Annotated in this window: 23 protein-coding genes and 1 pseudogene; 1 reads left to right on the forward strand and 23 read right to left on the reverse strand. The window is 71.9% G+C overall.

What is annotated here, in order from left to right; all coding sequences use genetic code 11:
* Positions 1–7 precede the first annotated feature (7 nt).
* Entirely contained in the window at positions 8–499 is a 492-nt protein-coding gene (ybaK, locus tag FIV43_RS08570; protein ID WP_141013786.1) for a Cys-tRNA(Pro) deacylase, read from the forward strand.
* Here ybaK and FIV43_RS08575 read toward each other — a convergent pair.
* The 23 genes and pseudogenes from FIV43_RS08575 to FIV43_RS08680 all read right to left on the reverse strand — a co-directional run bounded on the left by FIV43_RS08575 (position 462) and on the right by FIV43_RS08680 (position 24874).
* Complete coding sequence (locus FIV43_RS08575; protein ID WP_141013787.1) at positions 462–1121, reverse strand: hypothetical protein; 660 nt, start codon at positions 1119–1121, stop codon at positions 462–464. The genes ybaK and FIV43_RS08575 overlap by 38 nt on opposite strands.
* Positions 1118–4684 carry a DNA polymerase III subunit alpha gene (dnaE, locus tag FIV43_RS08580; protein ID WP_141013788.1) on the reverse strand — a complete coding sequence of 1189 codons (3567 nt, stop codon included), beginning with the start codon at positions 4682–4684 and terminating at the stop codon, positions 1118–1120. The genes FIV43_RS08575 and dnaE overlap by 4 nt, the downstream gene beginning before the upstream one ends.
* Positions 4685–4891: 207 nt before the next feature.
* Positions 4892–5395 carry a GNAT family N-acetyltransferase gene (locus FIV43_RS08585; protein WP_141013789.1) on the reverse strand — a complete coding sequence of 168 codons (504 nt, stop codon included), beginning with the start codon at positions 5393–5395 and terminating at the stop codon, positions 4892–4894.
* Complete coding sequence (locus FIV43_RS08590; protein ID WP_269204075.1) at positions 5395–6330, reverse strand: RluA family pseudouridine synthase; 936 nt, start codon at positions 6328–6330, stop codon at positions 5395–5397. The genes FIV43_RS08585 and FIV43_RS08590 overlap by 1 nt, the downstream gene beginning before the upstream one ends.
* On the reverse strand, positions 6327–7097 hold the full coding sequence (lspA, locus tag FIV43_RS08595) for a signal peptidase II (RefSeq protein WP_231123846.1): 771 nt from the start codon (positions 7095–7097) through the stop codon (positions 6327–6329). Before lspA ends, FIV43_RS08590 begins: the two co-directional genes overlap by 4 nt.
* A complete protein-coding gene (locus tag FIV43_RS20920; protein WP_181407730.1) occupies positions 7070–7963 on the reverse strand; it encodes a TraR/DksA family transcriptional regulator in 894 nt (297 codons plus the stop codon). Before FIV43_RS20920 ends, lspA begins: the two co-directional genes overlap by 28 nt.
* 143 nt (positions 7964–8106) lie before the next feature.
* Entirely contained in the window at positions 8107–8877 is a 771-nt protein-coding gene (locus FIV43_RS08610; protein WP_141013791.1) for a DivIVA domain-containing protein, read from the reverse strand.
* 128 nt (positions 8878–9005) lie between these two features.
* Positions 9006–9299 (reverse strand): YggT family protein, encoded by a 294-nt coding sequence (locus tag FIV43_RS08615; protein WP_141013792.1) that lies wholly within the window; start codon positions 9297–9299, stop codon positions 9006–9008.
* Between the two features lie 59 nt (positions 9300–9358).
* The gene (locus FIV43_RS08620) at positions 9359–9847 is read right to left on the reverse strand and encodes a cell division protein SepF (protein WP_141013793.1); all 489 of its coding nucleotides are present in this window, start codon (positions 9845–9847) and stop codon (positions 9359–9361) included.
* Positions 9848–9899: 52 nt separating this feature from the next.
* On the reverse strand, positions 9900–10616 hold the full coding sequence (locus tag FIV43_RS08625; RefSeq protein ID WP_141013794.1) for a YggS family pyridoxal phosphate-dependent enzyme: 717 nt from the start codon (positions 10614–10616) through the stop codon (positions 9900–9902).
* Entirely contained in the window at positions 10613–11314 is a 702-nt protein-coding gene (locus FIV43_RS08630) for a polyphenol oxidase family protein (protein WP_141013795.1), read from the reverse strand. Before FIV43_RS08630 ends, FIV43_RS08625 begins: the two co-directional genes overlap by 4 nt.
* A 19-nt stretch (positions 11315–11333) precedes the next feature.
* A pseudogene (ftsZ, locus tag FIV43_RS08635) lies at positions 11334–12583 on the reverse strand (cell division protein FtsZ).
* Between the two features lie 240 nt (positions 12584–12823).
* Positions 12824–13288, reverse strand: coding sequence for a cell division protein FtsQ/DivIB (locus FIV43_RS22215; RefSeq protein WP_407938889.1), 465 nt, complete (start codon positions 13286–13288; stop codon positions 12824–12826).
* The gene (locus FIV43_RS22220; protein WP_231123848.1) at positions 13204–13566 is read right to left on the reverse strand and encodes a hypothetical protein; all 363 of its coding nucleotides are present in this window, start codon (positions 13564–13566) and stop codon (positions 13204–13206) included. The genes FIV43_RS22215 and FIV43_RS22220 overlap by 85 nt, the downstream gene beginning before the upstream one ends.
* Positions 13559–15007 (reverse strand): UDP-N-acetylmuramate--L-alanine ligase, encoded by a 1449-nt coding sequence (murC, locus tag FIV43_RS08645; protein ID WP_141013798.1) that lies wholly within the window; start codon positions 15005–15007, stop codon positions 13559–13561. Before murC ends, FIV43_RS22220 begins: the two co-directional genes overlap by 8 nt.
* A complete protein-coding gene (murG, locus tag FIV43_RS08650) occupies positions 15004–16098 on the reverse strand; it encodes an undecaprenyldiphospho-muramoylpentapeptide beta-N-acetylglucosaminyltransferase (RefSeq protein ID WP_141013799.1) in 1095 nt (364 codons plus the stop codon). The genes murC and murG overlap by 4 nt, the downstream gene beginning before the upstream one ends.
* 87 nt (positions 16099–16185) lie before the next feature.
* Entirely contained in the window at positions 16186–17562 is a 1377-nt protein-coding gene (gene ftsW / locus FIV43_RS08655) for a putative lipid II flippase FtsW (RefSeq protein ID WP_231123849.1), read from the reverse strand.
* Positions 17510–19036, reverse strand: coding sequence for a UDP-N-acetylmuramoyl-L-alanine--D-glutamate ligase (gene murD / locus FIV43_RS08660; RefSeq protein WP_141013800.1), 1527 nt, complete (start codon positions 19034–19036; stop codon positions 17510–17512). The genes ftsW and murD overlap by 53 nt, the downstream gene beginning before the upstream one ends.
* Positions 19033–20103 (reverse strand): phospho-N-acetylmuramoyl-pentapeptide-transferase, encoded by a 1071-nt coding sequence (mraY, locus tag FIV43_RS08665; RefSeq protein ID WP_141013801.1) that lies wholly within the window; start codon positions 20101–20103, stop codon positions 19033–19035. The genes murD and mraY overlap by 4 nt, the downstream gene beginning before the upstream one ends.
* A complete protein-coding gene (locus tag FIV43_RS22225) occupies positions 20100–20546 on the reverse strand; it encodes a glutamate ligase domain-containing protein (protein WP_231123850.1) in 447 nt (148 codons plus the stop codon). The genes mraY and FIV43_RS22225 overlap by 4 nt, the downstream gene beginning before the upstream one ends.
* 29 nt (positions 20547–20575) lie before the next feature.
* Positions 20576–21496, reverse strand: a complete 921-nt coding sequence (locus FIV43_RS08670) for a UDP-N-acetylmuramoyl-tripeptide--D-alanyl-D-alanine ligase (RefSeq protein ID WP_231123851.1) — start codon at positions 21494–21496, stop codon at positions 20576–20578.
* A complete protein-coding gene (locus FIV43_RS08675) occupies positions 21493–22899 on the reverse strand; it encodes a UDP-N-acetylmuramoyl-L-alanyl-D-glutamate--2,6-diaminopimelate ligase (protein ID WP_231123852.1) in 1407 nt (468 codons plus the stop codon). The genes FIV43_RS08670 and FIV43_RS08675 overlap by 4 nt, the downstream gene beginning before the upstream one ends.
* A gap of 175 nt (positions 22900–23074) precedes the next feature.
* Positions 23075–24874 (reverse strand): peptidoglycan D,D-transpeptidase FtsI family protein, encoded by a 1800-nt coding sequence (locus FIV43_RS08680; RefSeq protein ID WP_231123853.1) that lies wholly within the window; start codon positions 24872–24874, stop codon positions 23075–23077.

The following is a 24874-nucleotide window of genomic DNA, read 5'->3' on the forward strand; positions in this document are numbered from 1 at the left end:
CACCGAGGTGGCGAAGCGGAGGACGGCCGGGGGGACACCGGCGATCGATGCACTCACCCGGGACGGCGCGCCGTTCACCGTGCACAGCTATGACCACGACCCGCGCCGCACCTCGTTCGGCGAGGAGGCCGCCGAGGTGCTCGGGCTCCCGGTCGACCGGGTGTTCAAGACGCTCCTGGCCGACGTCGACGGTGGGCTGACCGTGGCGGTGGTCCCGGTCGCCGGGCAGCTCGACCTGAAGGCGCTGGCGAAGGTCGCCGGCGGCCGGAGGGCCGCGATGGCCGACCCGGCCGCCGCCGAGCGCGCCACCGGCTACGTGGTCGGCGGCATCTCGCCGTTGGGCCAGAAGCGCCGACTGCCCACCGTGGTGGACAGCTCCGCCGGTGAGCACCCGACCATCTTCGTGTCGGCGGGCCGACGGGGGCTCGAGGTCGAGCTGGCGGCCGCCGACCTGGTCCGGCTCACCGGGGCGGCGGAAGGTCCGATCCGGAAGGGGTGACGTCCGCCTCGGGCTCGGCACGGGTGGCGCCGGCCTGCAGCCAGTCCGGATCGTCCTCCCGGTCGCGGATGCGGAGCGCGCCGGCGGTGGTCACCATGAAGGTGCCGTAGCCGAACATCGCGCCCACCGGCCACACCAGGTACGGCGTCCAGCTGGTCACCTCGAGGTGCGCCGGGAAGGACCGGCCCACGGTGTCGGCCGATGCGAGCGTCTGCGGGTCCGGCGGGCTCGGGGCGGTGCCCGCCACGGCCATCACCGCGGCCGCCACCGCGCTGCCGGCCAACACCACCACCAGCCCGGTGACCGGGCGACGGCGGAGCAGCAGCGCGCCGACCAGCCCCAGCACGAGGCCGAAGCCGGCGCCGAGCAGCGCATACTGCGCGGTGCCGGTGAAGGCGTCGGCGAAGCCGGGGTCGAACGGCTCGGGCAGCCACAGCGCGCCCTCGGTCGTCTCGTAGACGGTGCCGTCGAAGCCGGGCGACCACCACGACCACCAGGCCCAGCCGCCGAGCGCGCCGAGCGCGGCCGAGGCGAGCATCGTCAGCACCGCGGCGAGCGCCCAGCGGCGTCCTCCGTGCGGGGTCTGCTCCGTCGTCACGTCCGTGCGAGCCGGGTCGGTCACGTCAGGCATCCCGGCCCCAGCAGTGCCTTCAGGTCGGCGAAGAGTGACGAGCTCGGGGTCACCCGGAGTCGGTCGTCGAGCTTCATCAGACGCGTGTTCTCCCTGGTCAGCAGCCTCAGCCGCACCTCGGTCAACCCGGGGTGGGTGGACAGCACGTCGCGCAGCTGGGCGATCACCGGACCCGTGCACCGGGTGGCGGGGAGGCTGATCACCACCGGCCCGTCACCGGCCATGTCGAGGTCCGGGACCGTCACCTCCTGCCCGCGCATCTGCACGGAGTCGCGGTCGGTGTCGAGCTGGCCGCGGACCCGGATGATGGCGTCCTCGGTCAGGTACGGCGCCGCGAAGCGGTAGCTGCTCGGGAAGAGCAGCACGTCCACCGCACCCTCGAGGTCCTCCAGCGTCACCGTCGCCCACGGGTCGCCGTTCTTGGTGATCTTGCGCTGCACGGAGGTCACCAGTCCGCACACGGTGACGGTCGACCCGTGCGCCCGCTCCTCGTCGGTGACCAGCTGACCGATGGTGCAGTCGGTGCCGGTGGAGAGCACGTGCTCGAGACCGAGCAGCGGGTGGTCGGACACGTAGAGGCCGAGCATGTCGCGCTCGTGGCCGAGCAGCGTCATCTTGTCCCACTCGTCCAGCTCGGGGATCGCCACGCTGACCCCGAACCCGCCGTCGTCGTCATCGTCGCCCAGCCCCGCGAAGAGGGAGTCCTGACCGATCGCCTCGTTGCGCTTGATGTCGACGTACTGGTCGACGGCGGTCTCGTGGATCGCGACCAGGGAGCGACGCAGGTGCTTCATCTCGTCGAAGGCGCCGGCCTTGATCAGCGAGTCCATCACCCGCTTGTTGCACACGTGCGCGGGCACCTTGGAGAGGAAGTCGTTGAAGTCCAGGAAGCGGCCCTTGTGCTGGCGCGCCTGCGCGATGCCGTCGACGACGTTGGCGCCGACGTTGCGCACGGCGGTCAGCCCGAAGCGGATGTCCTTGCCGACCGGGGTGAAGTTGTGCGCCGACTCGTTCACGTCGGGAGGCAGCACCTGGATGCCCATCCGACGGCACTCGTTGAGGTAGACCGGGCGACGCTCCTTGTCGTCCTTGGTGCTGGTGAGCAGCGCCGCCATGTACTCGGTCGGGTAGTTCGCCTTCAGGTAGGCGGTCCAGTAGGACACCACCCCGTACGCCGCCGAGTGGGCCTTGTTGAACGCGTAGTCGGAGAACGGGAGCAGGATCTCCCACAGCGTGGTGATCGCCGCCTGCGAGAAACCGCGGTCGAGCATGCCCTGCTGGAAGCCGGCGTACTGCTTGTCCAGCTCCTCCTTCTTCTTCTTGCCCATGGCGCGGCGCAGCATGTCCGCCTGTCCGAGCGTGAAGCCGGCCAGGACCTGGGCGATCGCCATCACCTGCTCCTGGTAGACGATCAGGCCGTAGGTCTCCCCCAGCACCGGCTCGAGGGCCTCGGCGAGCTCGGGGTGGATCGGGTCGATCGGCTCGCGCCCGTTCTTGCGGCGGGCGTACTTGTTGTGCGAGTCCGCGCCCATCGGACCGGGGCGGTAGAGCGCGCCGACCGCGGAGATGTCCTCGAACTTGTCGGGGCGCATGCTGCGCAGCAGGGCGCGCATCGGGCCGCCGTCGAGCTGGAAGACGCCGAGGGTGTCACCACGGGAGAGCAGCTCGTAGGTGGCGGGGTCGTCGAAAGGCAGGTCCTCGAGGACCACCTCGACGTCCCGGTTCATCTTGATGTTGGCCAGCGCGTCGTCGAGGACGGTCAGGTTCCGCAGGCCCAGGAAGTCCATCTTGACCAGCCCGAGCGACTCGCACATCGGGTAGTCGAACTGGGTGATGATCGCGCCGTCCTGCTCGCGCTTCATGATCGGCACCACGTCGATCAGCGGCTCGCTGGACATGATCACGCCGGCGGCGTGGACGCCCCACTGCCGGATCTGGCCCTCCAGGCCGAGGCCCGTCTGGTAGATCGTGCGGACCTCGGCGTCGGACTCGTAGAGCGACCGGAACTCGCCGCCGTCGGAGTAGCGCTTGTGGTCGGCGTCGAAGATGTCCTTCAGGGGCACGCCCTTGCCCATGATGTCGGGCGGCAGCGCCTTGGTGATCTTGTCCGAGATCGCGAACCCGTGGTCCAGCACCCGCGCCGCGTCCTTGATCGCCTGCTTGGCCTTGATCCGGCCGAAGGTGGCGATGTAGGCGACCCGCTCGTTGCCGTACTTGCGGGAGACGTACTGGATCACCTCGGAGCGCCGACGCTCGTCGAAGTCGATGTCGAAGTCGGGCATCGAGGGGCGCTCGGGGTTGAGGAACCGCTCGAAGATCAGGCCGTGCTCCAAAGGGCACAGGTCGGTGATCCGCAGCGCGTAGGCGGCGATCGAGCCGGCACCCGAGCCACGACCCGGTCCGACGCGGATGCCGTTGTCCTTGGCCCACTGGATGAAGTCGGCGACCACCAGGTAGTAGCCGCAGTAGCCCTTGGTGGCGACGACGTCGAGCTCCATCTCGACGCGCGCCTTGACCTCCGGGGTCAGCTTGTCACCGGGGTAGCGCGCCTCGATGCCGCGCCAGACCTCCTTGACGAACCAGGACTCCTCGGTCTCGCTGGCCGGCACGTCGGCGCGCGCCATGTAGCCGCCGGTGGACTCGGTGAACTCGACGTCGCAGCGCTCGGCGATGGCCAGCGTGTTGTCGCAGGCCTCGGGCATGCCGAACCGGTCCGCCCAGAGCTCGCGCATCTCGGCCGCCGACTTGATGTAGTAGCCGCCGCCGTCGAACTTCAGCCGGTTGGGGTCGGAGAGCCGCTTGCCGGAGGCGACGCAGATCAGGGCGTCGTGGGCCTCGGCGTCACCGGGGTTGTTGTAGTGCGAGTCGTTGGTGGCGACCGGCGGGATGTCCAGGTCCTTGCCCAGGCGGAGCAGGTCGTCGCGGACCCGCTTCTCGATGTCGATCCCGTGGTCCATCAGCTCCAGGAAGAAGTTCTCCTTGCCGAAGATGTCCTGGAACTCGGCGGCCGAGCGGCGCGCCTCGTCGTACTGCCCCAGCCGGAGCCGGGTCTGCACCTCTCCGGAGGGGCAGCCGGTGGTGGCGATCAGGCCCTTGCCGTACTGGTTGAGCAGCTCTCGGTCGGCCCGCGGCTTGTAGTAGTAGCCCTCGAGGCTGGACTTCGAGGACAGCCGGAAGAGGTTGTGCATCCCCTCGGTGGTCTGCGCCCACATCGTCATGTGGGTGTAGGCCCCGCCACCGGCGACGTCGTTGCCGCCCTCCTCCGCCGCGTCGCCCTTGCCCCAGCGAACCCGCCGCCGCTCGGAGCGGTGCGTCTGCGGCGTCAGGTAGGCCTCGATGCCGATGATCGGCCGGACACCGTGCTTGCGGGCCTTCGACCAGAAGTCGTAGGCACCGTGCAGGTTGCCGTGGTCGGTCATCGCGATGGACGACATGCCCAGCTCGTTGACCCGTTGGAACAGACCGTCCAGCAGGGAGGCACCGTCGAGCATCGAGTACTCGGTGTGGACGTGGAGGTGGGCGAAGTCCGCTCCGCCCGATCCGACTGCTGCCATCGGCTGGTACTGGCTCCTCAAAGGCTGGTGACGGGGTGGAACTGGCTCAGCAAGGGGGCGTTCCGCAGTCGTTCGGACCGGCACGGGGCCGGTCCGACTGCTCAACGGGGGAAGGCCATCAGCCTACGTGACCGGTCCGACCGATTGCGCCAGCCACCGCCGTCGGAGTCGCTGGGAGCACCCTCTCAGCCTTGTGCCCGCCCCGCGTCAGTCGGGCGAGGAGAAGGCCCGGCGCACGAACCGCCGAGCGCCGCCGGACCAGGACATCCGGAGGTCGGGAGCGCGCTCGTCGTTGTCGCTGCCGTCGGTGTGCTCGCGCTCGACGAGGCCGTGGCGCGCGTAGAACGCACGAGCCGGACCGTTCGACTCGAAGACCCACAGCGCGAACCCCGCCGGACGCACCGCCTTGACCAGGTCGAGCAACGTCGCACCGACCCCGTCCCGTTGCGCGTCGGGGCGCACGTAGAGGTCCTCGAGCCAGTCGTCCTTCAGGGTGACGAAGCCGACCGTTCCGCGCCCGTCCTCGGCCAGCCACGCCTCACGGCCGTGCTGCGGCAGGTCGAGGTAGTGCGCGCGGACCTCGTCGAACCCGTGGACCGACGGCGGCATCCAGGGCGCGGCGGCGGCGCGGGCCGCCCAGAACAGGTCGGCCAGCCCGGGCAGGTCCTCCTCCGTCGCCGGGCGGACGAGCAGGTCGGACCGCAGGTCCATCAGTGGATCTCGCGCACCACGTCGAGTGCGTGCTGGAGGTCGGCGGGGTACGCCGACTCGTACTCGACGTACTTGCCCGTGTCCGGGTGCTCGAAGCCGAGGCGGACCGCATGCAGCCACTGCCGGGTCAGGTCCAGGCGACGGGCGAGCACCGGGTCCGCGCCGTAGGTGAGGTCGCCGGCGCACGGGTGCTTCAGGGCGGACATGTGCACCCGGATCTGATGGGTGCGTCCGGTCTCGAGGTGGACCTCGAGCAGGCTGGCGAAGCGGTGCGCCTCGAGGGTCTCGTAGTGGGTCACGCTCGGCCGGCCCCCGTCGAGGACGGCGAACTTGTAGTCGGCGCCCGGGTGTCGACCGATGGGTGCATCCACGGTGCCGGCGAGTGGGTCGGGGTGGCCCTGCACCAGCGCGTGGTAGGTCTTGTCCACGGTGCGCCGGCGGAACGCGTTCTTCAGCACCGAGTAGGCGTGCTCGGACTTGCAGACCACCATCACCCCGGACGTGCCGACGTCGAGGCGCTGGACGATCCCCTCACGCTCCTTGGCGCCGGAGGTGGAGATCCGGAAGCCCGCGCCGGCGAGGTGACCGACCACCGTCGGTCCGCGCCACCCCGGGGACGGGTGCACCGCGACGCCGACCGGCTTGTCGATGACGACGATCGACTCGTCGTCGTGGATGATCCCGATCCCCTCGACGATCTCGGGCACCACCGCGAGCGGATCGGTCTCCTGCGGGAGCTCGACGTCGAGGATCGCACCGCCCAGCACCCGCTCGCTCTTGGCGACGCCGGCGCCGTCGAGGCGGACCAGGCCCGAGGCGATCAGATCGGCGGCCCGGCTCCGGGAGACGCCGAAGAGCTGCGCCATGGCGACGTCGAGGCGCTCACCGTCGAGGCTCTCGGGAACCGCCAGGCTGCGGTGGTCGCTGGTCGTCACGACTCGTCCCCTTCCTTCTCGCCCGGCGCGTCGGCGGTGGTGGTCGGGGGGCCATCAGCGTCCGCGCCGGTGCCACCGTCCGTGTCTTCCCGACCTGCGTCAACCCGGTCATCGGCGACCTGGTCGGCGTCATCCAGGTCGGCGTCGTCCAGGTCGGCGTCATCCAGGTCGGCGTCGTCCAGGTCGGCGTCATCCCGGTCGGCGTCGATCCGGGTGCCGTCGAGGCCGATGCCGCGGAAGACCAGGATCAGGATCAGCACGGCGCCGATGTTGATGCAGATGTCGGCCACGTTGAAGATCGGCCAGTTCGGCAGCATCAGGAAGTCGACGACGTGGCCGTGGAAGGCCTGCGGGTCGCGGAAGAGCCGGTCGAAGAGGTTGCCGTCGATGCCGGCCAGCAGGAAGCCCAGGGCGACCGCCCAGGCCCAGTGCCGCAGACGCAGGCTGAGCACCAGCACCACGACGGTGGCGACGATGGCCAGGCAGGTGATCGCGACGGTGAACTCGGTGCCCAGGCTGAACGCCGCGCCCGGGTTGTAGGCCAGTCGCAGCTGCAGGACGTCGCCGATCAGCTGCTTGTCGGGCTGCCCGGTGAGGTGCTCGACCGCCAGGTGCTTGGTGTACTGGTCCAACCCGAAGCAGGTCAGCGCCACCGCGGCGAAGATCCACCACGCCCGCCACCGACTCCGGCTGTTCTTCTCGGGCGTTCCTCCGGCGCCGGGAACGCCGTCCGGGTCGCCTATCGACGTTCCTCGCGCTGCTTGCATGTCATGCACAGTGTGGCACGGGGAAACGCCATCAACCGCATCTTCCCGATCGGCTCCCCGCACGACTCGCACACCCCGTAGGTGCCGTCGTCGATGCGCGCCAGGGCCCGGTCGATCTGCGCCAGCTTCTCCCGCTCGTGGTTGAGCACGGTGAGCTCGTGGTCACGCTCGAAGCTCGTCGCGCCGACGTCCGCCTGGTCCTGCCCGGCGCCGTCGCCGGCATCGCGCAGCAGCCCGTTGAGGTCCTCCTCCTGGGCCTCGATCAGCTCGAGGCTGTGGGTGCGCTGCTCGTTGAGCTCGGCGAGCACCTCGGCGAGCTCGTCGCTCGACCAGGCCTCCTCGCCGGCGAGCACGACGAGCTCGGACGGCGCGGCCTTCTTGGTCGACTTCTTGGCCGGCGCGGCCTTCTTGGCCGGCGCGGCCTTCTTCGCGGGCGCGGCCTTCTTCGCGGGCGCGGCCTTCTTGGCAGGCGCGGCCTTCTTGGCAGGCGCGGCCTTCTTGGCAGGCGCGGCCTTCTTGGCAGGCGCGGCCTTCTTCGCAGGCGCGGCCTTCTTCGCGGGCGCGGCCTTCTTCGCGGGCGCGGCCTTCTTCGCGGGCGCGGCCTTCTTGGCAGGCGCGGCCTTCTTGGCAGGCGCGGCCTTCTTGGCAGGCGCGGCCTTCTTGGCAGGCGCGGCCTTCTTGGCCGGCGCGGCCTTCTTGGCCGGCGCGGCCTTCTTGGCCGAAGCAGTCTTCTTCGCCGAAGCAGTCTTCTTCGCCGGAGCCGACTCGTCGGCGGGCTCGGCGTCGTCCTTGGGACGTGTGCGGATGATCCGTCGTGCTGCAGACGCGGCCTGACCGGCCAACGACTTCTTGGGTGTACGAGCCATCGCATGTCTCCTCGAGCACTCCCGCCGGGGATCACGGCGGCTGGTGCGGAGGTTAGCCGGTGTGTTTTGCACCACCAAGACGGCACACCGGCCGGCCCGAGACGGGCCGGCCGGTGTGGACCGATCTGAGAGAGACGATCAGCTCAGCGACGCTCTTCCTCGCCGAGGATCGAACGCAGACGCTTCGGGGCCGGAGCATCCTCTGCCGGTGCCACCGTGTCGCCGGGCGTCTTCAGCGCCTCGAGCTGCTGGTTGAAGTAGCTCTTGAGACGCGAGCGGTACTCACGCTCGAACGAGCGGAGGTTCTCGACCTCCACGCCGAGCTTGTCCCGCTCCTTCTCGAGCTCCCCGAACAGCTGGGTACGGCGCTCGGCCGTCTCGCTGTCGAGCATCTCGGCGCGCGTACGGGCGTCGGACTCGAGCCGGTCGGCGCGACCCTTCGACTCCATCTCGAGTCGCTCGGCCTTGGTACGGGCCTCGCCGACGATCTTGTCGGCCTCGTTCTTCGCGTCCTCCACGAGCTCGTCAGCGTTGCGCGTGGCGATCTCGAGCAGTCGAGCAGCCGCGTTCGATGCCTCGGGCACCGTCTCGACGCGGATGGTCTCGACGCCACCGGACACGACGGGTGCCGGGGCCTGCACCACCGGAGCGGGCGCGGGGGTCGGTACGGGCTCGGGCTCAGGCTCGGGTTCGGGCTCGGGCACCGGCGCCAAGGTGGGCGCCTCGTACTGAGCCGGCGAACCGGACTGGGCCGCAGCAAGCTTCGCTCGGAGGTCGTCGTTCTCCTGGGTGAGGCGGGCCAGTTCAGCCTCGACCTCGTCCAAGAACTGGTCGACCTCACCCATGTCGTAGCCCTCGCGGAGCCGAACCGGGGTAAAGCGCTTGTTGCTCACGTCCTCGGGCGTCAGCGGCATGACCTCACCTTACTTTTCGGAGCCGGGACAAACTGTCTCTGCGAACCTTAGCGCCTGCCACACACGCACCGTGAGTCGCCGACCGTCACAGAGGGTTCCGGGCGAGTCCGGTCACGCCTGACCGGCGGTCAGACCAGCAGCGTCGAACGGTTGACCGCGAGCAGCACGTACGCCGCGATCATGACCAGGATGAAGCTCAGGTCGAGGGCGAAGTTGCCGATCCGGATCGGCTTGATGATCCGGCGCAGGAGCCTGATCGGCGGATCGGTGACCGTGTAGGCGATCTCGAGGAAGACCAGGATCACGCCCGAGGGCTCCCAGGACCGGGCGAACACCTGCACCCAGTCAGCGATGAAACGGACCCACAGGAAGCCGATGAAGGCGAAGAGGATGCCTTCGATCACCCAGCCGACGGTTGTCACGGCCACAACCTATCGGGGCACCCCAGGCCCGTGGCGCACCGGGGTTTCGGGGCGCCGGACTAGCTCTGGTTGAAGAAGCCGCCGTCGGCGATCCGCTGCTTGTCCTCCGCGGCGACGGTGACGTTCGGCGGAGAGAGCAGGAACACCTTGTTGGTGACCCGCTCGATGCTGCCGCGGGTGGCGAAGATCAGGCCCGCCGCGAAGTCGACGAGCCGCTTCGCGTCGGCGTCGTCCATCTCGGAGAGGTTCATGATCACCGGCGTGCCGTCGCGATACTGCTCCCCCACGGTCCGCGCCTCGTTGTACGTGCGCGGGTGGAGCGTGGTGATCCGGGAGAGCTCGGCGACGACCGACGCCGACGACGCAGGAGCCGTCGCGGCGGCCACGGTGCGGCGGCGTTCGTTGAGATCGGCGACGGAGGCGTCACGGACCGGGCGGGCCTGGCGCTGACCGGCAGGCTCCTCCGCGGCGGTGTCGTCGTACTCGTCGTAGCTGGTGTCCTCGAGCAGGCCGAGGTATTCACCGATCCTGCGCATCGCACCGCTCATGGGACTTGCCTCCGCATCTGGGCCGCACGGGCCGTTGATCGTGATCTGGACACTACTGGACTCCCGGCCTCGAACCGAGGACCGCGGTTCCGACGCGCACGTGTGTCGCGCCGTGGGCGATGGCCGCCTCGAGATCGCCGCTCATGCCGGCCGACAGGAGGTCGGCACCGGGGTGGTCGGCGAGGAATTCGGAGCGGATCGTGGCGAGCCGCCCGAAGGCCGGCTCGGGCTCCTCCCCGAGCGGCGCGACCGCCATCAGGCCGCGCAGTCGCAGGTGCTCGGCGGCCTCGACCCGCGCGGCGAGCCCGGCCAGGTCGGCGGCCTCCACGCCGGCGCGCTGATCGCGTCCCGGTGGATCGAGGCTGACCTGGAGGAGGACGTCGAGGGGCGCGTCGCGCTCGGCGGCGCCACGGTCCAGCGCGCCGACCAGCTTGGGACGGTCGATCGACTCCACCACGTCCGCCCAGCGCGCCACCGCGGCCGCCTTGTTGCTCTGCAGCCCGCCGATGAAGTGCCAGCGCAGCCCGCCGACCCCCGCCTCCAGGCACGCGGCGTGCTTGCCCTCGGCCTCCTGGTGGCGGTTCTCCCCGACGTCGACCACACCGAGCGAGGCGAGGGCCGCCACGTCGTCGGCGGGGAAGAACTTGGTGACCACGGTCAGCGCGACCTCGTCGGTGCGGCCGGCCGCACGGGTCGCCGCGTCGATCCGCTCGCGCACAGCAGCCAGGTTGTCGGCGAGCTCGGAGCGCCGTACGTCGTTCGCGGTCATCGTCTCCACACCAGCCCCGCCAACCGCCCGGCCGCGGCGCCGTCGCGGCGGTAGGAGTGCAGCGCCCCGTCCTCCAGGGTGCAACCGGGCACCTCGACCACGCTCACCTGCTCCGCCTCGAGCTGGGCGCGGACCCCGGCGCCGAGATCGAGCGCGGGCGTCCCGGCGTGGGTCTCGCTGAACGTCTGCGGCACGACGGCCGCGACCTCCGCACGCATCTGCGCCGGCACCTCGTAGCACCGGCCGCACACGTGCGGCCCGATCCACGCGTGCAGCCTCTGCGCTCCCAGCTCCCGCATCCGCGCCGCCGTCCGTGGTACGACGCCGAGCGCGGTCCCGGCCCGGCCGGCGTGTGCGGCGCCGATGACCCCGCTCACCGCGTCGGCCAGCAGCACCGGCACGCAGTCGGCCGTGCGGATCATCAGGCCGGTCCGCGGCCGGACGGTGACCAGGCCGTCGGCCGAGGGCACCTCCGCCGGGCCGCGGGGCGGCTCGTCGACGACCTCGACCACCTCCGCCCCGTGCACCTGGCTGAGCCGGGCGAACGGCACTCCGGCCTCCTCGACCACCCGCGCCAGGTCGCCGGCGAAGGCCGGCCTGTCGTCGCCGCCCTGCAGGTCGAGGCTGGCGTCGGTGAAGCCGATCTCGACCCGGGAGGCTCCCGGGTCGAGATCGAGGTGGTCACGGAAGACGAACACGTCGCGGGGTCGGTGCCGTCTACTTCAGGAAGTCCGGGACGTCGAGGTCGTCGTCGTCGAACTGCATCGGGGTGGGCGTCGGACGGGTCGCCACGGTGGGCCGCTCCGTCCGCTCCGTCCGCTCGGCGGTGCGCTCCGCGGTGCGCTCGGGGGCGCGCTCGGTCCGCTCGGCACCGCCACCGGTGGGCGCCGGCTGCTCGGTGCGGCGCGGCGCCTCGTCACGACGGGTCGCGACGGCTCCGGCGGTGCTCCGGTTGTCCTCGGAGGGGCGGAGTTCCGCGCGGCGTCGCGTCGCAGCGAGCTCTCCTCCCGCCGCTTCGGCGCGCCACCGTCGAAGCCCGCGGCGATGACGGTGATCCGCACCTCGTCGCCGAGCGCGTCGTCGATGATCGTGCCGAAGATGATGTTGGCCTCTTCGTGCACCGCGTCGGCCACCATGGCCGCGGCCTCGTTGATCTCGAAGATGCCGAGGTCCGACCCACCGGCGATGGACAGCAGCACCCCGTGCGCACCGTCGATGGAGGCCTCGAGCAGCGGACTGCTCACCGCCATCTCGGCCGCGGCGACCGCCCGGTCCTCACCGCGCGCCGACCCGATGCCCATCAGCGCCGAACCGGCGTTGCTCATCACGGCCTTGACGTCGGCGAAGTCGACGTTGATCAGGCCGGGTGTGGTGATCAGGTCGGTGATCCCGGAGACGCCCTGCAGCAGCACCTGGTCGGCCTGGCGGAACGCGTCCATCACCGAGACGTTGCGGTCGGAGATCTGCAGCAGCCGGTCGTTCGGGATCACGATGAGGGTGTCGACCTCCTCGCGGAGCCGCTCGATGCCCTCGTCGGCCGACTTCTTGCGGCGGGCGCCCTCGAACTGGAACGGGCGGGTGACCACACCGATGGTCAGCGCGCCGAGGGAGCGTGCGATCCGGGCGACGACGGGCGCGCCGCCGGTGCCGGTGCCGCCGCCCTCGCCGGCGGTGACGAAGACCATGTCGGCGCCCTTGAGCACCTCCTCGATCTCCTCGGCGTGGTCCTCGGCCGCCCGGGCCCCCACGTCCGGGTTGGCGCCGGCACCGAGGCCGCGGGTCAGCTCGCGGCCGATGTCGAGCTTGACGTCGGCGTCGCTCATCAGGAGCGCCTGGGCGTCGGTGTTGATCGCGATGAACTCGACCCCCTTGAGGCCGACCTCGATCATCCGGTTGACGGCGTTGACGCCGCCGCCACCGATCCCCACCACCTTGATGATGGCCAGATAGTTCTGTGCAGCTGCCACGGCGGCTTCACCTCTCGAGTCTTGCGATGCGTGTGGGTGGTTGAGCGGTTGGGGCCGGGGGTGCAGGTGCACCGGCGGCGGTGATCTCGTCAGGCCTCAACCCTGACCCTCAGCCTGAGGGTTATAGTTATGTCAACCTCGACGTGCTGACGACAGTAGGGAGCCGGATCGGCGAATCACCGCAGACACGCCGCGATGTCGCGCGGCGGATCCGATTTCCGAGCCGGGCCCGCGGATCCGTCAGCGGGTCGTCGGCCGGCCGGGCACCGAGACGTCGTACACCTCGGCGTCCTGGTCCATCAGGGCCAGCAGCACCTCGGCCTTGTCCTCGGAACGCTCCGCGCTCCCCCAGCGCACGACGCGCCCGTCGCGCAGCCGGAGCTCGATCTGGTCGACGGTGGCCACCTCGATCCGGTCCACCATCCCGGCCACCTGCGGCGACAGCGCAGCGACCACCGCCGCCGCCTCGTTCAGTGCCAGGTTGTCGACGTCGGCGGTGCCGACGATCAGTGGCAGGTCCTCCGGCAGCCGCTTCAGGCTGCCGAACCGTGCGCCGGTCGCGTCGACGTACTGCAGGCCGGTGCCGGCGTCGAAGACCGCGACGGGCGTGCGCTCCTGGATCAGGATCGACACCTCGTGCGGCCAGACCCTGGCGACGTCCACACTCTCCACCGTGGTGAGGTTGCCGGCGATCCTGCGCTCGATCCCCTGGAGGTCGACCGAGGCGAGGGCTCCCCCGTCTCGACGTCGGCGGCGGCGAGAACCTCGTCGGTGGTGAGCATGTCCGTGCCGGTCACGCTGACCTCCTCGGCCCGCAGCCAGGGAGAGAAGTACACCCCGTAGACGCCGAGACCGAGCAGGCCCACCAGCAGCGCCGCGACCAGCACGTAGCGCCAGGTCAACCAGCGCCGGGCCCACTGACGGCGGGCGAAACGACGACGGGCCTTCTGCAGCCCGTCGGTCCGCGACCGACCGTCAGCCATCGGCACGCTCCTGCAGCGCGGCGAGCACCTGCGGCGCCACTGCCGTCACGTCCCCCGCGCCGAGTGTGATCACCACGTCACCCGGGCGCGCACGCCCCACCACCTCCGGTACGACGCCGGCCCGGTCGGCCACGAACGCCACCCGCTCGGCGGGCAGCGGGACCGCGGCGGCGACCATCGCGCCGGTCACCGACGGGTCCGGGTCCTCGCGGGCCACGTAGACGTCGAGCACCACCACCTCGTCGGCGGCGCCGAGCTCGTGCCCCATCTGGGCGCCGAAGAGGCGGGTCCGGGAGACCAGGTGCGGCTGGAAGCAGGCGACCACCCGGCCGCCGTCCGCGACCAGCGAACGAGCGGCCTCCAGGTCGCCGGCGATCTCGCTGGGGTGGTGGGCGTAGCTGTCGTAGACCCGGACCGCGTCGGACCCCTGGCCGGCGGTGCCGACCAGCTCCATCCGGCGGCCGGTGCCGACGAAGGTCCCCAGGCCCTGGGCCAGCGCCTCGAACGGGAGCCCGAGCTCGAGTCCCATCGCCAGCGCCGCCAGCGCGTCGACGACGTAGTGGCGGCCGGGGATCCGCAGCGCGACCTCGCCGAGCCGCTCGACCCCGCCGTCGTCGACCCGGACCACGGCGAACGTGGTGCCGCCGCCGGCGACGCGGAGGTCGACCGCCCGCAGGTCGGCCGGGGCGTCCACGGCGACGGTGAGCACCCGTCGGCCGGACGCCCGCTGTGCGGCGGCCAGACGTGCGCTGCCCTCGTCGTCGACCGCGCAGACCAGGAACCCGTCGGGGTCGATGCCGTTCGCGAACTCGTCGAACGCCGCGGCGTAGGCCTCGGGGGTGCCCCAGACGTCGAGGTGGTCCGCGTCCACGTTGAGCACGATCGCGGCGTGGGTGTCGTAGACCAGGAACGCGCCGTCGCTCTCGTCCGCCTCGGCCACGAAGTGGGCCCCGGAGCCCAGGTCGGCGTTGCGACCGGTCGCGTTCAGGACGCCACCCACCGCGTAGGAGGGGTCGGCCCCCGCGTGGATCAGCGCCACGGCGAGCAGCGAGGTGGTGGTGGTCTTGCCGTGGGTGCCGGCCACGGCGAGCACCCGCTGGTCGTGCATCACCGAGGCCAGTCCGGCCGAGCGCGGCAGCAGCCGGAGACCGGCCTCGCGCGCGGCGACCACCTCCGGGTTGTCCTCGCGCGCGGCGGTGGTGACCACCAGGGTGTCGGCCGGGCCCACGTGGGCGGCGTCGTACCCGAGGTGGATGTCCACGCCGAGCTCGCGCAGCGGGCGGAGGAACGCGGTGTCGTTGTCGTCGCTGCCGGTGACCGGGACCCCGCGGCGGGCCATGATCCGGGCGATCCCGGACAGACCGGCGCCCCCGATGCCGACGAAGTGGACCCTCCCCAGGTCCTCGGCCCGGGCGATCGCGTCCGGGACGGGCAGCCTCATCGGGCCCCTCCGGCGACCTCGCGGATCAGCGCGGCGAGCTTGTCGTCGGCGTCCTTGGGGATCAGCCGCGCGGCGGCAGCGCCCATCGCGGCCAACCGCTCCGGGTCCCCGATCAGGTCCGGCACGGTGTCGGCGACGTAGTCGGCGGTCAGGTCCCCGTCCGGCACCAGCAGGGCTCCCCCGGCGTCGACCACGGGGCGCGCGTTGAGCGCCTGCTCACCGTTTCCGATCGGGAGCGGCACGAAGATGCTCGGCACGCCGCTCGCGGCGGCCTCCACCACGCTGTTGGCCCCGGAGCGGCAGATCATCAGGTCGGCGGCGGCCAGCGCGTAGTCCATCCGGTCCACGAAGGGCAGCACGACGTAGGGCCGCCCGGTCTCCACCGGGTCGTTCCAGCTGGCGTCGTCGCGGCCCTTGGGACCGACCACGTGCAGCACCTGGATCCCCCGTGCCCCGAGCGCGGCGGCGGCACCGGTGACCGACCGGTTCAGCCGGCGGGCTCCCTGGGAGCCGCCGGTCACCACCAGCGTGGGCAGGGCGGGGTCGAGGCCGAAGAACTCTCGCGCCTCGCCCCGCAGGGCTACGCGGTCGAGACCGGCGATCATCGGGCGCAGCGGGAGGCCGACGTACTCGGCCTTGCGCAGGGGCGTGTCGGGGAAGCTGACCGCGACCCGGGTGGCGAACCGTGCGCCGACCTTGTTGGCGATGCCCGGGAGGGCGTTCTGCTCGTGCACCACCAGCGGCAGCTTGCGGCGACGGGCCGCCAGGTAGACCGGCATCGAGACGTAGCCGCCGTAGCCGACCACCACGTCGGGCCGGAGCCGGTCGATCACCTCTCCGGCCGCCTTGACCGCACCGCGCAGCCGCGCCGGCACCAGGGCCAGGTCCTTGCCCGGCTTGCGCGGCAGGGGCACCGGTGGGATCAGCTCGAGCGGATAGCCCGCTTCGGGGACGACCCGGTTCTCCAGGCCGCGGGGCGTGCCGAGGCAGGTGATGGCGACGTCGGGGTCGTGGCGCCGCAGCGCATCGGCGGTCGCCAGCAAGGGCGACGTGTGCCCGGCGGTCCCGCCACCTGCCAACAACACCTTCATCGACAACGCTTCCTGCCTCCTGCTCGCTGCTGACCGACGGCACCTCGTCGTCGGAACGGCCACCGGTGGTCGGTGGTGGGGACGACGCTACCGGCGGGCCGACAACCCGGCGGAGCGGGCACGCCTGCGCTGCGCGAGGGCGCGGGCCGCCGCCGGCTCCCGCCGGGCGAACCCGATCACCATGCCGAGCGCCGCCAGCGCCGGCACCAGGCTGGATCCGCCGTAGGAGACGAGCGGGAGCGGGATGCCGATCACCGGCAGCAGCGCGAGCACCATACCGACGTTGATGATCATCTGGCCGAGCAGCCACACGGCCACGCCGAAGCTGGCGTAGCGGATGAACGGGTCGGTGGTCTGGCGGGCGACCCGGATGATCGCGTAGGCGATCACCAGGAACAGGCTGATCACCAGCAGCGTGCCGATCAGGCCGAGCTCCTCGCCGAGCACGGCGAAGATGAAGTCGGTGTGCGCCTCGGGGAGCTGTCCCCACTTCTGCTGGCTCGCGCCGATGCCCTCACCGGCGATGCCGCCGCTGGCCATCGCGTAGAGACCGTGGGCCGGCTGCCAGCCGGCACCGTGGTAGTCCTTGAACGGATCGGCGAAGTTCGCGATGCGGGTCAGTCGCTCGGTGTCGGTGGCGGCCAGCGCCAGGGCGATCGACCCCACCACCATCAGGGCGATGAAGAAGAGGCGTCCCGGGGCGCCCACCACCCAGAGCATGCCGATCAGGATCGCGAAGAAGACCAGGGCGGTGCCGAGGTCACGTCCGACCACCACCAGCGCGGTCGCCATCACCATCCCCGGCACCACCGGTACCAGCAGCTCGTGCAGCCGGTCGAGCCTGCGCTCCTTGTTGGCGTAGATGTGCGCCGCCCAGATGATCAGCGAGAGCTTGGCGATCTCCGAGGGCTGGATCTGGATCGGGCCGAGCGCCAGCCAGTTCGTGTTGCCGTTGCGCTCGACTCCGAAGATCGCGGTCGCCCCGAGCAGCAGCAGCGAGATCGAGAACGCCGGGTAGGCCAGGCTGCGGATGAAGCGTGGCGAGACCCGGGAGGCGAGCCAGGCGGCCGGGACGCCCAGCACCACCCAGATCATCTGCCGTCGGATGATCGCGTAGGAGTCACCGAGCCGCTCGTAGGCGTAGACGCTGGAGGCGCTCAGCACCATCACCAGGCCGATGGTGAGCAGCAGTGCGACCGCGCCGACCAGCAGGTAGTAGGTGGTCAGCGGGCGGTCCAGTGCGTCGCGGACGCTGGCGCCCCAGGAGATCCGGGTGGATCGGGCCGAGCCGCCCGATGGCGTGCCGGAGGGGACTGGGCCGGGCTGCGTGGCGCTCGCCCGTGTCGCGGCGTCGGGATGCGCGGTGGTGATGGCGAACCCTCCTGACGGCTTCGGTCCCTCGTGGGGCCGGTCAGGCCTCCTGGCCGGCGATCCGGGCCCGCACCGCTGCCGCGAAGGCGTCACCACGTGCCCCGTAGTTGGCGAACTGGTCCATCGAGGCACACCCGGGGGCCAGCAGCACCGTGTCGCCCGCCCGCGCCAGCTCGGCCGCCGCGGCGACGACGCGGTCCATCAGGTCCTCGGGGTCCGTCCGGTCAGCACCATCTACACCGTCAGTCTCACCGGAGTCGACGAGGATCACCGGCACATCCGGAGCGTGTCGCGAAAGCGCGTCGGCGATCACATCGCGGTCGCGGCCGATCAGCACCGCTCCGCGCAGGCGTCCACCCCAGCTGCGGACCAGGTCCTCGAAGCGTGCTCCCTTGGCCAGTCCGCCGGCCACCCACACCACGGGCTCGAAGGCGGAGAGCGAGGAGGCGGCGGCGTGCGGGTTGGTGGCCTTGGAGTCGTCCACCCAGGTGACCTCGTCGTGGACCGCCACGGTGGCGATCCGGTGACCGTCCGGCCGGAACGAGCGCAGCCCGTCGCGCACGGCACGGGCGCTGATCCCGTGCGCGCGGGCCAGGGCGGCGGCGGCCAGGGCGTTCGCCACGAAGTGCGGTGCCGGCGAGGCCAGGTCCTCGATCGTGCACAGCTCGGCGGCACTGTCCCGGCGCTGCTCCACGAAGGCGCGATCGGCGAGGATGTCGTCGACCACGCCGAGCATCCCGACGCCCGGCGTGCCGAGGGTGAACCCGATGGCCCGCGCGCCCTCGATCACGTCGGCCTCGCGGACCAGGTGCTCGGTGGTCGGATCGGCCACGTTGTAGACGCAGGCGCGGGAGACGCGCTCGTAGATCCGGCCCTTGTCCGCGGCGTAGGCGTCCATCCCGCCGCGGCCGGCCGCCTCGTCGTACCAGTCGAGATGGTCCTCGGCGACGTTCAGGACGACCGCGGACTCGGCGGACATCGAGTCGGTGTAGTGCAGCTGGAAGCTGGACAGCTCCACCGCGATCACGTCGTAGGGCTCGGGGTCCATCACCGCCTCGGTCAGCGGCAGCCCGACGTTCCCGGCGGCGACGCTGCGCAGCCCGGCGGCGCGCAGGATGCTGTCGAGCATCTGCACGGTGGTCGTCTTGCCGTTGGTGCCGGTGACGCAGAGCCAGGGCGCGGGGTGGTCCGGGTCGCGCAGCCGCCAGGCCAGCTCGACCTCGCCCCAGACCGGCACCGCACGCGCGCGGGCCTGGACCAGCAGCGGGGCGTCCGGCGGGAAGCCGGGCGAGACGACCAGCAGGTCGGTGTCGTCGGGCAGGGCGGACGTGGCGCCGGTGTGCAGCTCGATCCGCGCTCCGAGCACCTCGAGCAGCTCGGCCCGCTCCAGGATGGACGGCGCCGCGCCCTCGGCGAGGGCGGTCACCTCGGCGCCGAGGTGGAGCAGGTTGTCGACGGCCGCGGCACCACTCGTGCCGAAGCCGGCGACGACCGCGCGCACGCCGGCCCAGGAGTCGTGCCGGCCGAGGGCGGTGGGGTCCGGACGGGGAGGTACGGCGTCGCTCACAGCCGGGAGACCCACTCGGCGTAGAAGATGCCCAGACCGGTCGCCACGCACAGCCCGGTGATGATCCAGAACCGGATCACGACCGTCACCTGTTCCCAGCCGAGCATCTCGAAGTGGTGGTGGATCGGTGCCATCCGGAAGATCCGCTTGCCCTTGGTGATCTTGAAGAAGCCGACCTGCAGCATCACCGAGAGGGTCTCCAGGACGAAGAGCCCGCCGAGGATGATCAGCAGCAGCTCGGTGCGGGTCAGGATCGCGAAGCCGGCCAGCGCGCTGCCCAGGGCCAACGACCCGGTGTCGCCCATGAAGATCGCCGCCGGCGCCGCGTTCCACCACAGGAAGCCGAAGCAGGCGCCGGTGATCGCGGAGGCGATGATGGCGAGGTCGAGCGGATCTCGCACGTTGTAGCAGGTCGAGCTCGGCTCCCCCTGGCAGAACTGGTTGTTCTGCCAGATGTTGACCAGCGTGTAGGCGCCGAACACCATCACCGAGGCACCGGCGGCCAGCCCGTCGAGCCCGTCGGTCAGGTTGACCGCGTTGCTGAACCCGGTGACGAAGACCCAGATCAGCAGCAGCGCCAGGATGGTCGGCAGCACCAGCCAGTCCAGCTCGCGCAGGAACGAGAGCTTGTGGGACGCGGGGGTGCGGCCGTTCTCGTCCTCCAGCCACGGTGAGAGCGCGAGGAGTCCGAAGACCACCGCGATCAGCGTCTGGCCGATCATCTTGGCCTTGCTGCGCAGGCCGAGGTTGCGCTGCTTGTAGATCTTGATGAAGTCGTCGAGGAAGCCGACCACGCCCATCCCCACGAAGAGGAAGAGCAGCAGCAGCGCCGAGGCGCTCGGGGTGCTCAGGGTGATCAGCTTCGCCGCGAAGTAGCCGATCACGGCGGCGAGGATGATCACCACGCCGCCCATGGTGGGCGTGCCGCGCTTGGTGTGGTGGCTGGTCGGGCCGTCCTCGCGGATCTCCTGGCCATAGCCCCACCGGGTGAAGGCGGTGATCGCGGTCCGGGTGCCGAGCAGGGAGATCAGCAGAGCGATGCCCCCCGCGAGCAGGATCGCTCTCACGTCGTCTTCTCCTCCTGGGTTCCGTGGGCCACCGCTTCGGCGACCCGTTCCAACGCGGCGCCACGTGACGCCTTCACGAGGACGACGTCCTCCGCTCCGGCATTCTGCCGCAACCACGCGATGGTTTCGCCATGCCCCTCCGTGAGGACCACCTCACTCACCCCGTCGGGTGGGCCGGCGCCGTCCGCGATCGCGGCCGCCCCCGGGCCGACCACGACGAGCACGTCGATGCCCAGCTCGGCCGCCGCCCGGCCCACCGAGCGATGGCCGTCCTCGTGGGCGTCACCGAGCTCCTTCATCTCCCCCAGCACAGCGACGGTACGACGACCGCTGCCGGCGCCGATCGAGGCGAGCGCCTCCAGCGCCGCCCGCATCGACTCGGGGTTGGCGTTGTAGGCGTCGTTCACCACGACCAGCCCGTCGGCACGCTCGGACAGCTCCATCCGCCACCGCGACGAGGCCGTGACCTGCGTCAACGCCGGCGCGACCGCGTCCAGGCCGAGTCCGGCGCCGGCCGCGAGCGCCGCCGCGGCGGCCGCGTTGGCGACCTGGTGCCCACCGGGCTGGTGCAGCTCGACGGTGAACTGCTCACCCCCGGGCCGGAGAGCTGGAACGTGGGACGCCCGAGCGGGTCGGTCCGGACCCCGCTCCAGAGCAGGTCCGCCCCGGCCCGGCTGCCGAAGGTGACCACCCGTGCCGGCGTACGGGTCGCCATCGCGGCGGTGAGGTCGTCGTCGGCGTTGAGCACCGCGACGCCGTCGGCCGGCAGCGCCTCGACGATCTCCCCCTTGGCGAGCGCGATCGCCTCCCGGCTGCCGAACTCCCCGATGTGGGCCGTCCCGACGTTGAGCACGGCAGCGACCCTGGGTGGCGCGATGCGGCAGAGGTAGGCGATGTGGCCGACGCCCCGGGCCCCCATCTCCACCACCAGGTAGCGGGTGGCGGCGGTGGCGCGCAGCACGGTGAGCGGCACGCCGAGCTCGTTGTTGTGGTTGCCGGCGGTGGCCACCACGGCCTCCGCGCCGGCCACGGCGGCCAGCACCCCGGCCAGGTAGTCCTTGGTCCCGGTCTTGCCCTGCGAGCCGGTCAGCGCGATCACGACGGCGTCCAGCCGGTCCAGCACGTGACGCGCCAGCCGGCCGAGCGCGGCCACCGGGTCGGAGACGACGACGGTGGGGGCGTCGGTGGGACGCGATCCGAGCACGGCGTGCGCGGCGGCGGCGTAGTCGTGGCCGTCGACGTGCTCGCCGGCGACGGCCACGAAGAGCCCCGCCGGCACCGGCGCGCGGCTGTCCAGGTAGGCCTCGCCGGTGACCAGTACGTCGGCGTGCTCCGGGGTGGCCAACGTCCCGCCGACCGCGTCGGCGATCTCGGCCAGGGTCATCGGGATCATCGGCCGCCGTCCGGACGTCCGGGCCGCTCCGCGAGCAGCTCGGCGACCACGAGGCGGTCGTCGAAGGGGTGCACCACGCCGGCGATCTCCTGCCCGGTCTCGTGGCCCTTGCCCGCCACCACCACGACGTCACCGGGTCGGGCGCGGTCCAGGGCGGTGGCGATCGCGTCCCGCCGACCTTCCACCTCGAGAACCTCGGCGGCGGCCCCGGCACCGGTCGCCCCGGCCAGCACCGCCGCCCGGATCGCGGCCGGGTCCTCCGAGCGGGGGTTGTCGTCGGTGACCACCACCAGGTCGGCACCGCGCGCGGCGAGCTCGCCCATCAGTGGACGCTTCCCGGTGTCCCGGTCCCCGCCGGCGCCGAGCACGATGATCAGGCGCCCGGCGGTCACCGGCCGGAGCGTGCTCAGCACCGCTTCGACCGCGTCGGGCTTGTGGGCGTAGTCGACCAGCACCGGGAACCCGGGGTCGGGCTCCGCGCGGACCCGCTCCAGCCGGCCGGGCACGCCGGCTCCGGAGGCGATGCCGGCCGCGACGGCGGCGGCATCGAGGCCGACCTCGCCGGCGGCGGCGATCGCGGCGAGCGCGTTCGCGACGTTGAAGTCCCCGGCGAGCGGCACCCCGGCGGCGAACCTGCGGCCGTCCGGGCCGTGCACGGTGAAGGTCGACCCGTCCGGGCCGAGCGCGACGTCCGCCGCCGTCCAGTCCGCCGCGCTCCCCCGGGCCGAGACCGTGCGCACCGGGAGGATCGTCTCCGCGGCGAGTCGCCGCCCGTGCTCGTCGTCGATGTCGATCAGCGCCGCGCGCGCCCGCGCGGGGGTGAACAGTGATGCCTTGGCCCGGTAGTAGTCCTCGACGTCGGCGTGGAAGTCGAGGTGGTCGCGGCCGAGGTTCAAGAAGACCGCGACGTCGAAGACCACCCCGTCGACGCGGCCCAGCACCAGGGCGTGGCTGGAGACCTCCATCGCGCAGGTGTCCACCGCCTGCTCCCGCATCGCCGCGAAGAGACCGTGCAGGTCGGGGGCCTCGGGGGTGGTGAGCGCGGTGCGGACCTCGGTGCCCGCGATCCGGGTGCCGACCGTGCCGATCACCGCCGCCCGGACCCCCGCGGCGGCCAGACCGTTGTCCAGCAGTCGGGTGACCGTGGTCTTGCCCTGGGTACCGGTGACCCCCACGGTCCGCAGGGCCTCGGCGGGGTCGCCGTACACGCCGGCGGAGACCCGGCCGAGCGCTCCCCGCGGGTGCGGTACGACGAGCGCCGGGAGCCCGGCGCCCTCGGCGGCGGCGGCGCCGTCGGCGTCGGTGAGCACCGCCGCGGCGCCGGCTGCCGCGGCCTGGGGCACGAACCGGGCGCCGTGCACGCTGGCGCCCGGCAGCGCGGCGTAGAGGTCGCCCGGACGCACCCGGCGGGAGTCCAGGCAGACGCCGGTGACCGCTGGGCCGGTGATCGTCGGCTCGGGGGCGCCGGGGCGGGGCGCAGCTGCCCGTCGGCGAGCCAGCCGGCGACGGTGGCCAGCGGCACCGGCTCCACGTGTTGCGGGCGTGCGGTGGGTCCGTCGGGGACGGCGGGGTCGATGGTCACCACTCCACGGGAAGTCGGCTGGGCTGGGTGTCGGTCGGCGCCACGCCGTAGCGACGGAGGGCATAGCTCATCAGCTTGGCGAACGCCGGTCCGGCCACGGAGCCACCGCCGCCGCCGTTCGACGGGGCGTGCACCACCACGTACACGGTGAACCGGGGGTCGTCGGCCGGGGCGAACCCGGCGAAGGAGACGGTCGTGGTGCCGTCGTAGCAGCCGCACTCCTCCCCGACCCGCTGGGCGGTGCCGGTCTTGCCGGCCACCCGGTAGCCGGGGACCGCGGCGGCGGGGGCGACGCCGGCGTCGGGGTCGATCACCCGCTCCATCATCAGCATCGTCTGGTGGGCCGCCTGCTCGGAGACCACCCGGTGCTCGGTGACCTGGTCGGTGCCGACCTCGGTGCCGTCGTCGGCCCGGGCCGACCCGAGGACCAGGCTGGGGTCGATCCGCACGCCGCCGTTGGCGATCGCGTTGATCGCGGCGGTCATCTGCACCGCGTTGACCGAGAGCGACTGACCGAACGAGATCCGGTCCTCCTCCTGGTCGGTGGTGACGGCCACCGACTTCAGGATGCCCTTCGTCTCGCCGCCGAGGCCGACGTCGGTGCGCTTGCCGAGGCCGAAGCTGCTCAGGTAGCGGCGTAGCTGGCCACGACCGAACTCGTCGGAGGCCAGCACCGTGCCGATGTTGGACGACTTGGCCAGCACACCGGCCAGGGTGAGGCGCAGCGTGCCGTGGTCCCAGTAGTCGCCGATCGGCCGGTCCTGCCGGTTCAGCTCGCCAGGGACGGTCAACCTGGTGCGGGGCGTGGCCAGCCCGGCGTCGAGGAGGCCGGCCATGGTCAGCGCCTTCTCCACCGACCCGGGCTCGTAGACGTCGGTGAGCGCACTGGACTTGTAGAGGTCCTCCGGGGACTCCTGCGGGTCGGCGGCGTCGTACGTCGGGTAGTCGGCCAGGGAGAGCAGCTGCCCGGTGCGACTGTCCATCACCACGGCGATGCCGGACTCGCCGCCCGCGCTCTCCACGGTCTGCTGGAGCACCTGCTGGGTGTACCACTGCAGGTCCTGGTCGATCGTGGTCTGCAGGTCGCTGCCGTCCTGCGCGGGGGTCACCGTGTTGTCGCCGAGCGGGATCTGGTTGCCGGCGCCCATCTGGTAGCGCGCCTCCCCGTCGGTGCCGGAGAGGTAGGAGTTGAAGGAGTCCTCCAGGCCGGCCAGCGCCACCGCGCTGCCGTCGTCCTCCGGGGTGCCCAGGAACCCGACCAGGTTGGCCGCGAGGTCACCGTTGGGGTAGGTCCGCAGCGGGTCGTTCTCGGTGAACAGCCCGCTGAAGCCCTTCTCCTCGGCGTCCGCGACCACGTCCTCGGCACGGTACGTCGGGACCTGGCGGGCGATGTACTGGAAGCGGCTGTCCTCGGCCCGCAGCCGCTGCAGCGTCTCCTGGTAGTCGACGTCGAGGCGGCGCGCCAGGAAGCCGGCCAGGTCGGCCGCGTCGTCGGAGGTCAGGGCCGGGTCGGCGACGATCATCGTGCCCGCCACCGAGGCGGCCAGGGGGTCGCCGTTGCGGTCGGTGATGTCGCCCCGTGCCGCGGGCAGCACCACGTCCTCGGTGCCCTCGGCCGCGGCCAGTGCGGCGTACGAGCCGGGGTCGATGCCCTGGAGCTGCACCAGCCGGGCCGCGAACATCGACAGCACGAACGCGATCGCCAGGAACCCGATGCCGATCCGGCGGTGCGACGAGCCGCGGCGGGCCGGCACGCGGCCGGGCCGGCCCGGGCGGAGACGGCTGAGGCGGGTCAC

This window comes from Nocardioides sambongensis (assembly GCF_006494815.1).
GTDB classification, from domain to species: Bacteria; Actinomycetota; Actinomycetes; order Propionibacteriales; family Nocardioidaceae; genus Nocardioides; species Nocardioides sambongensis.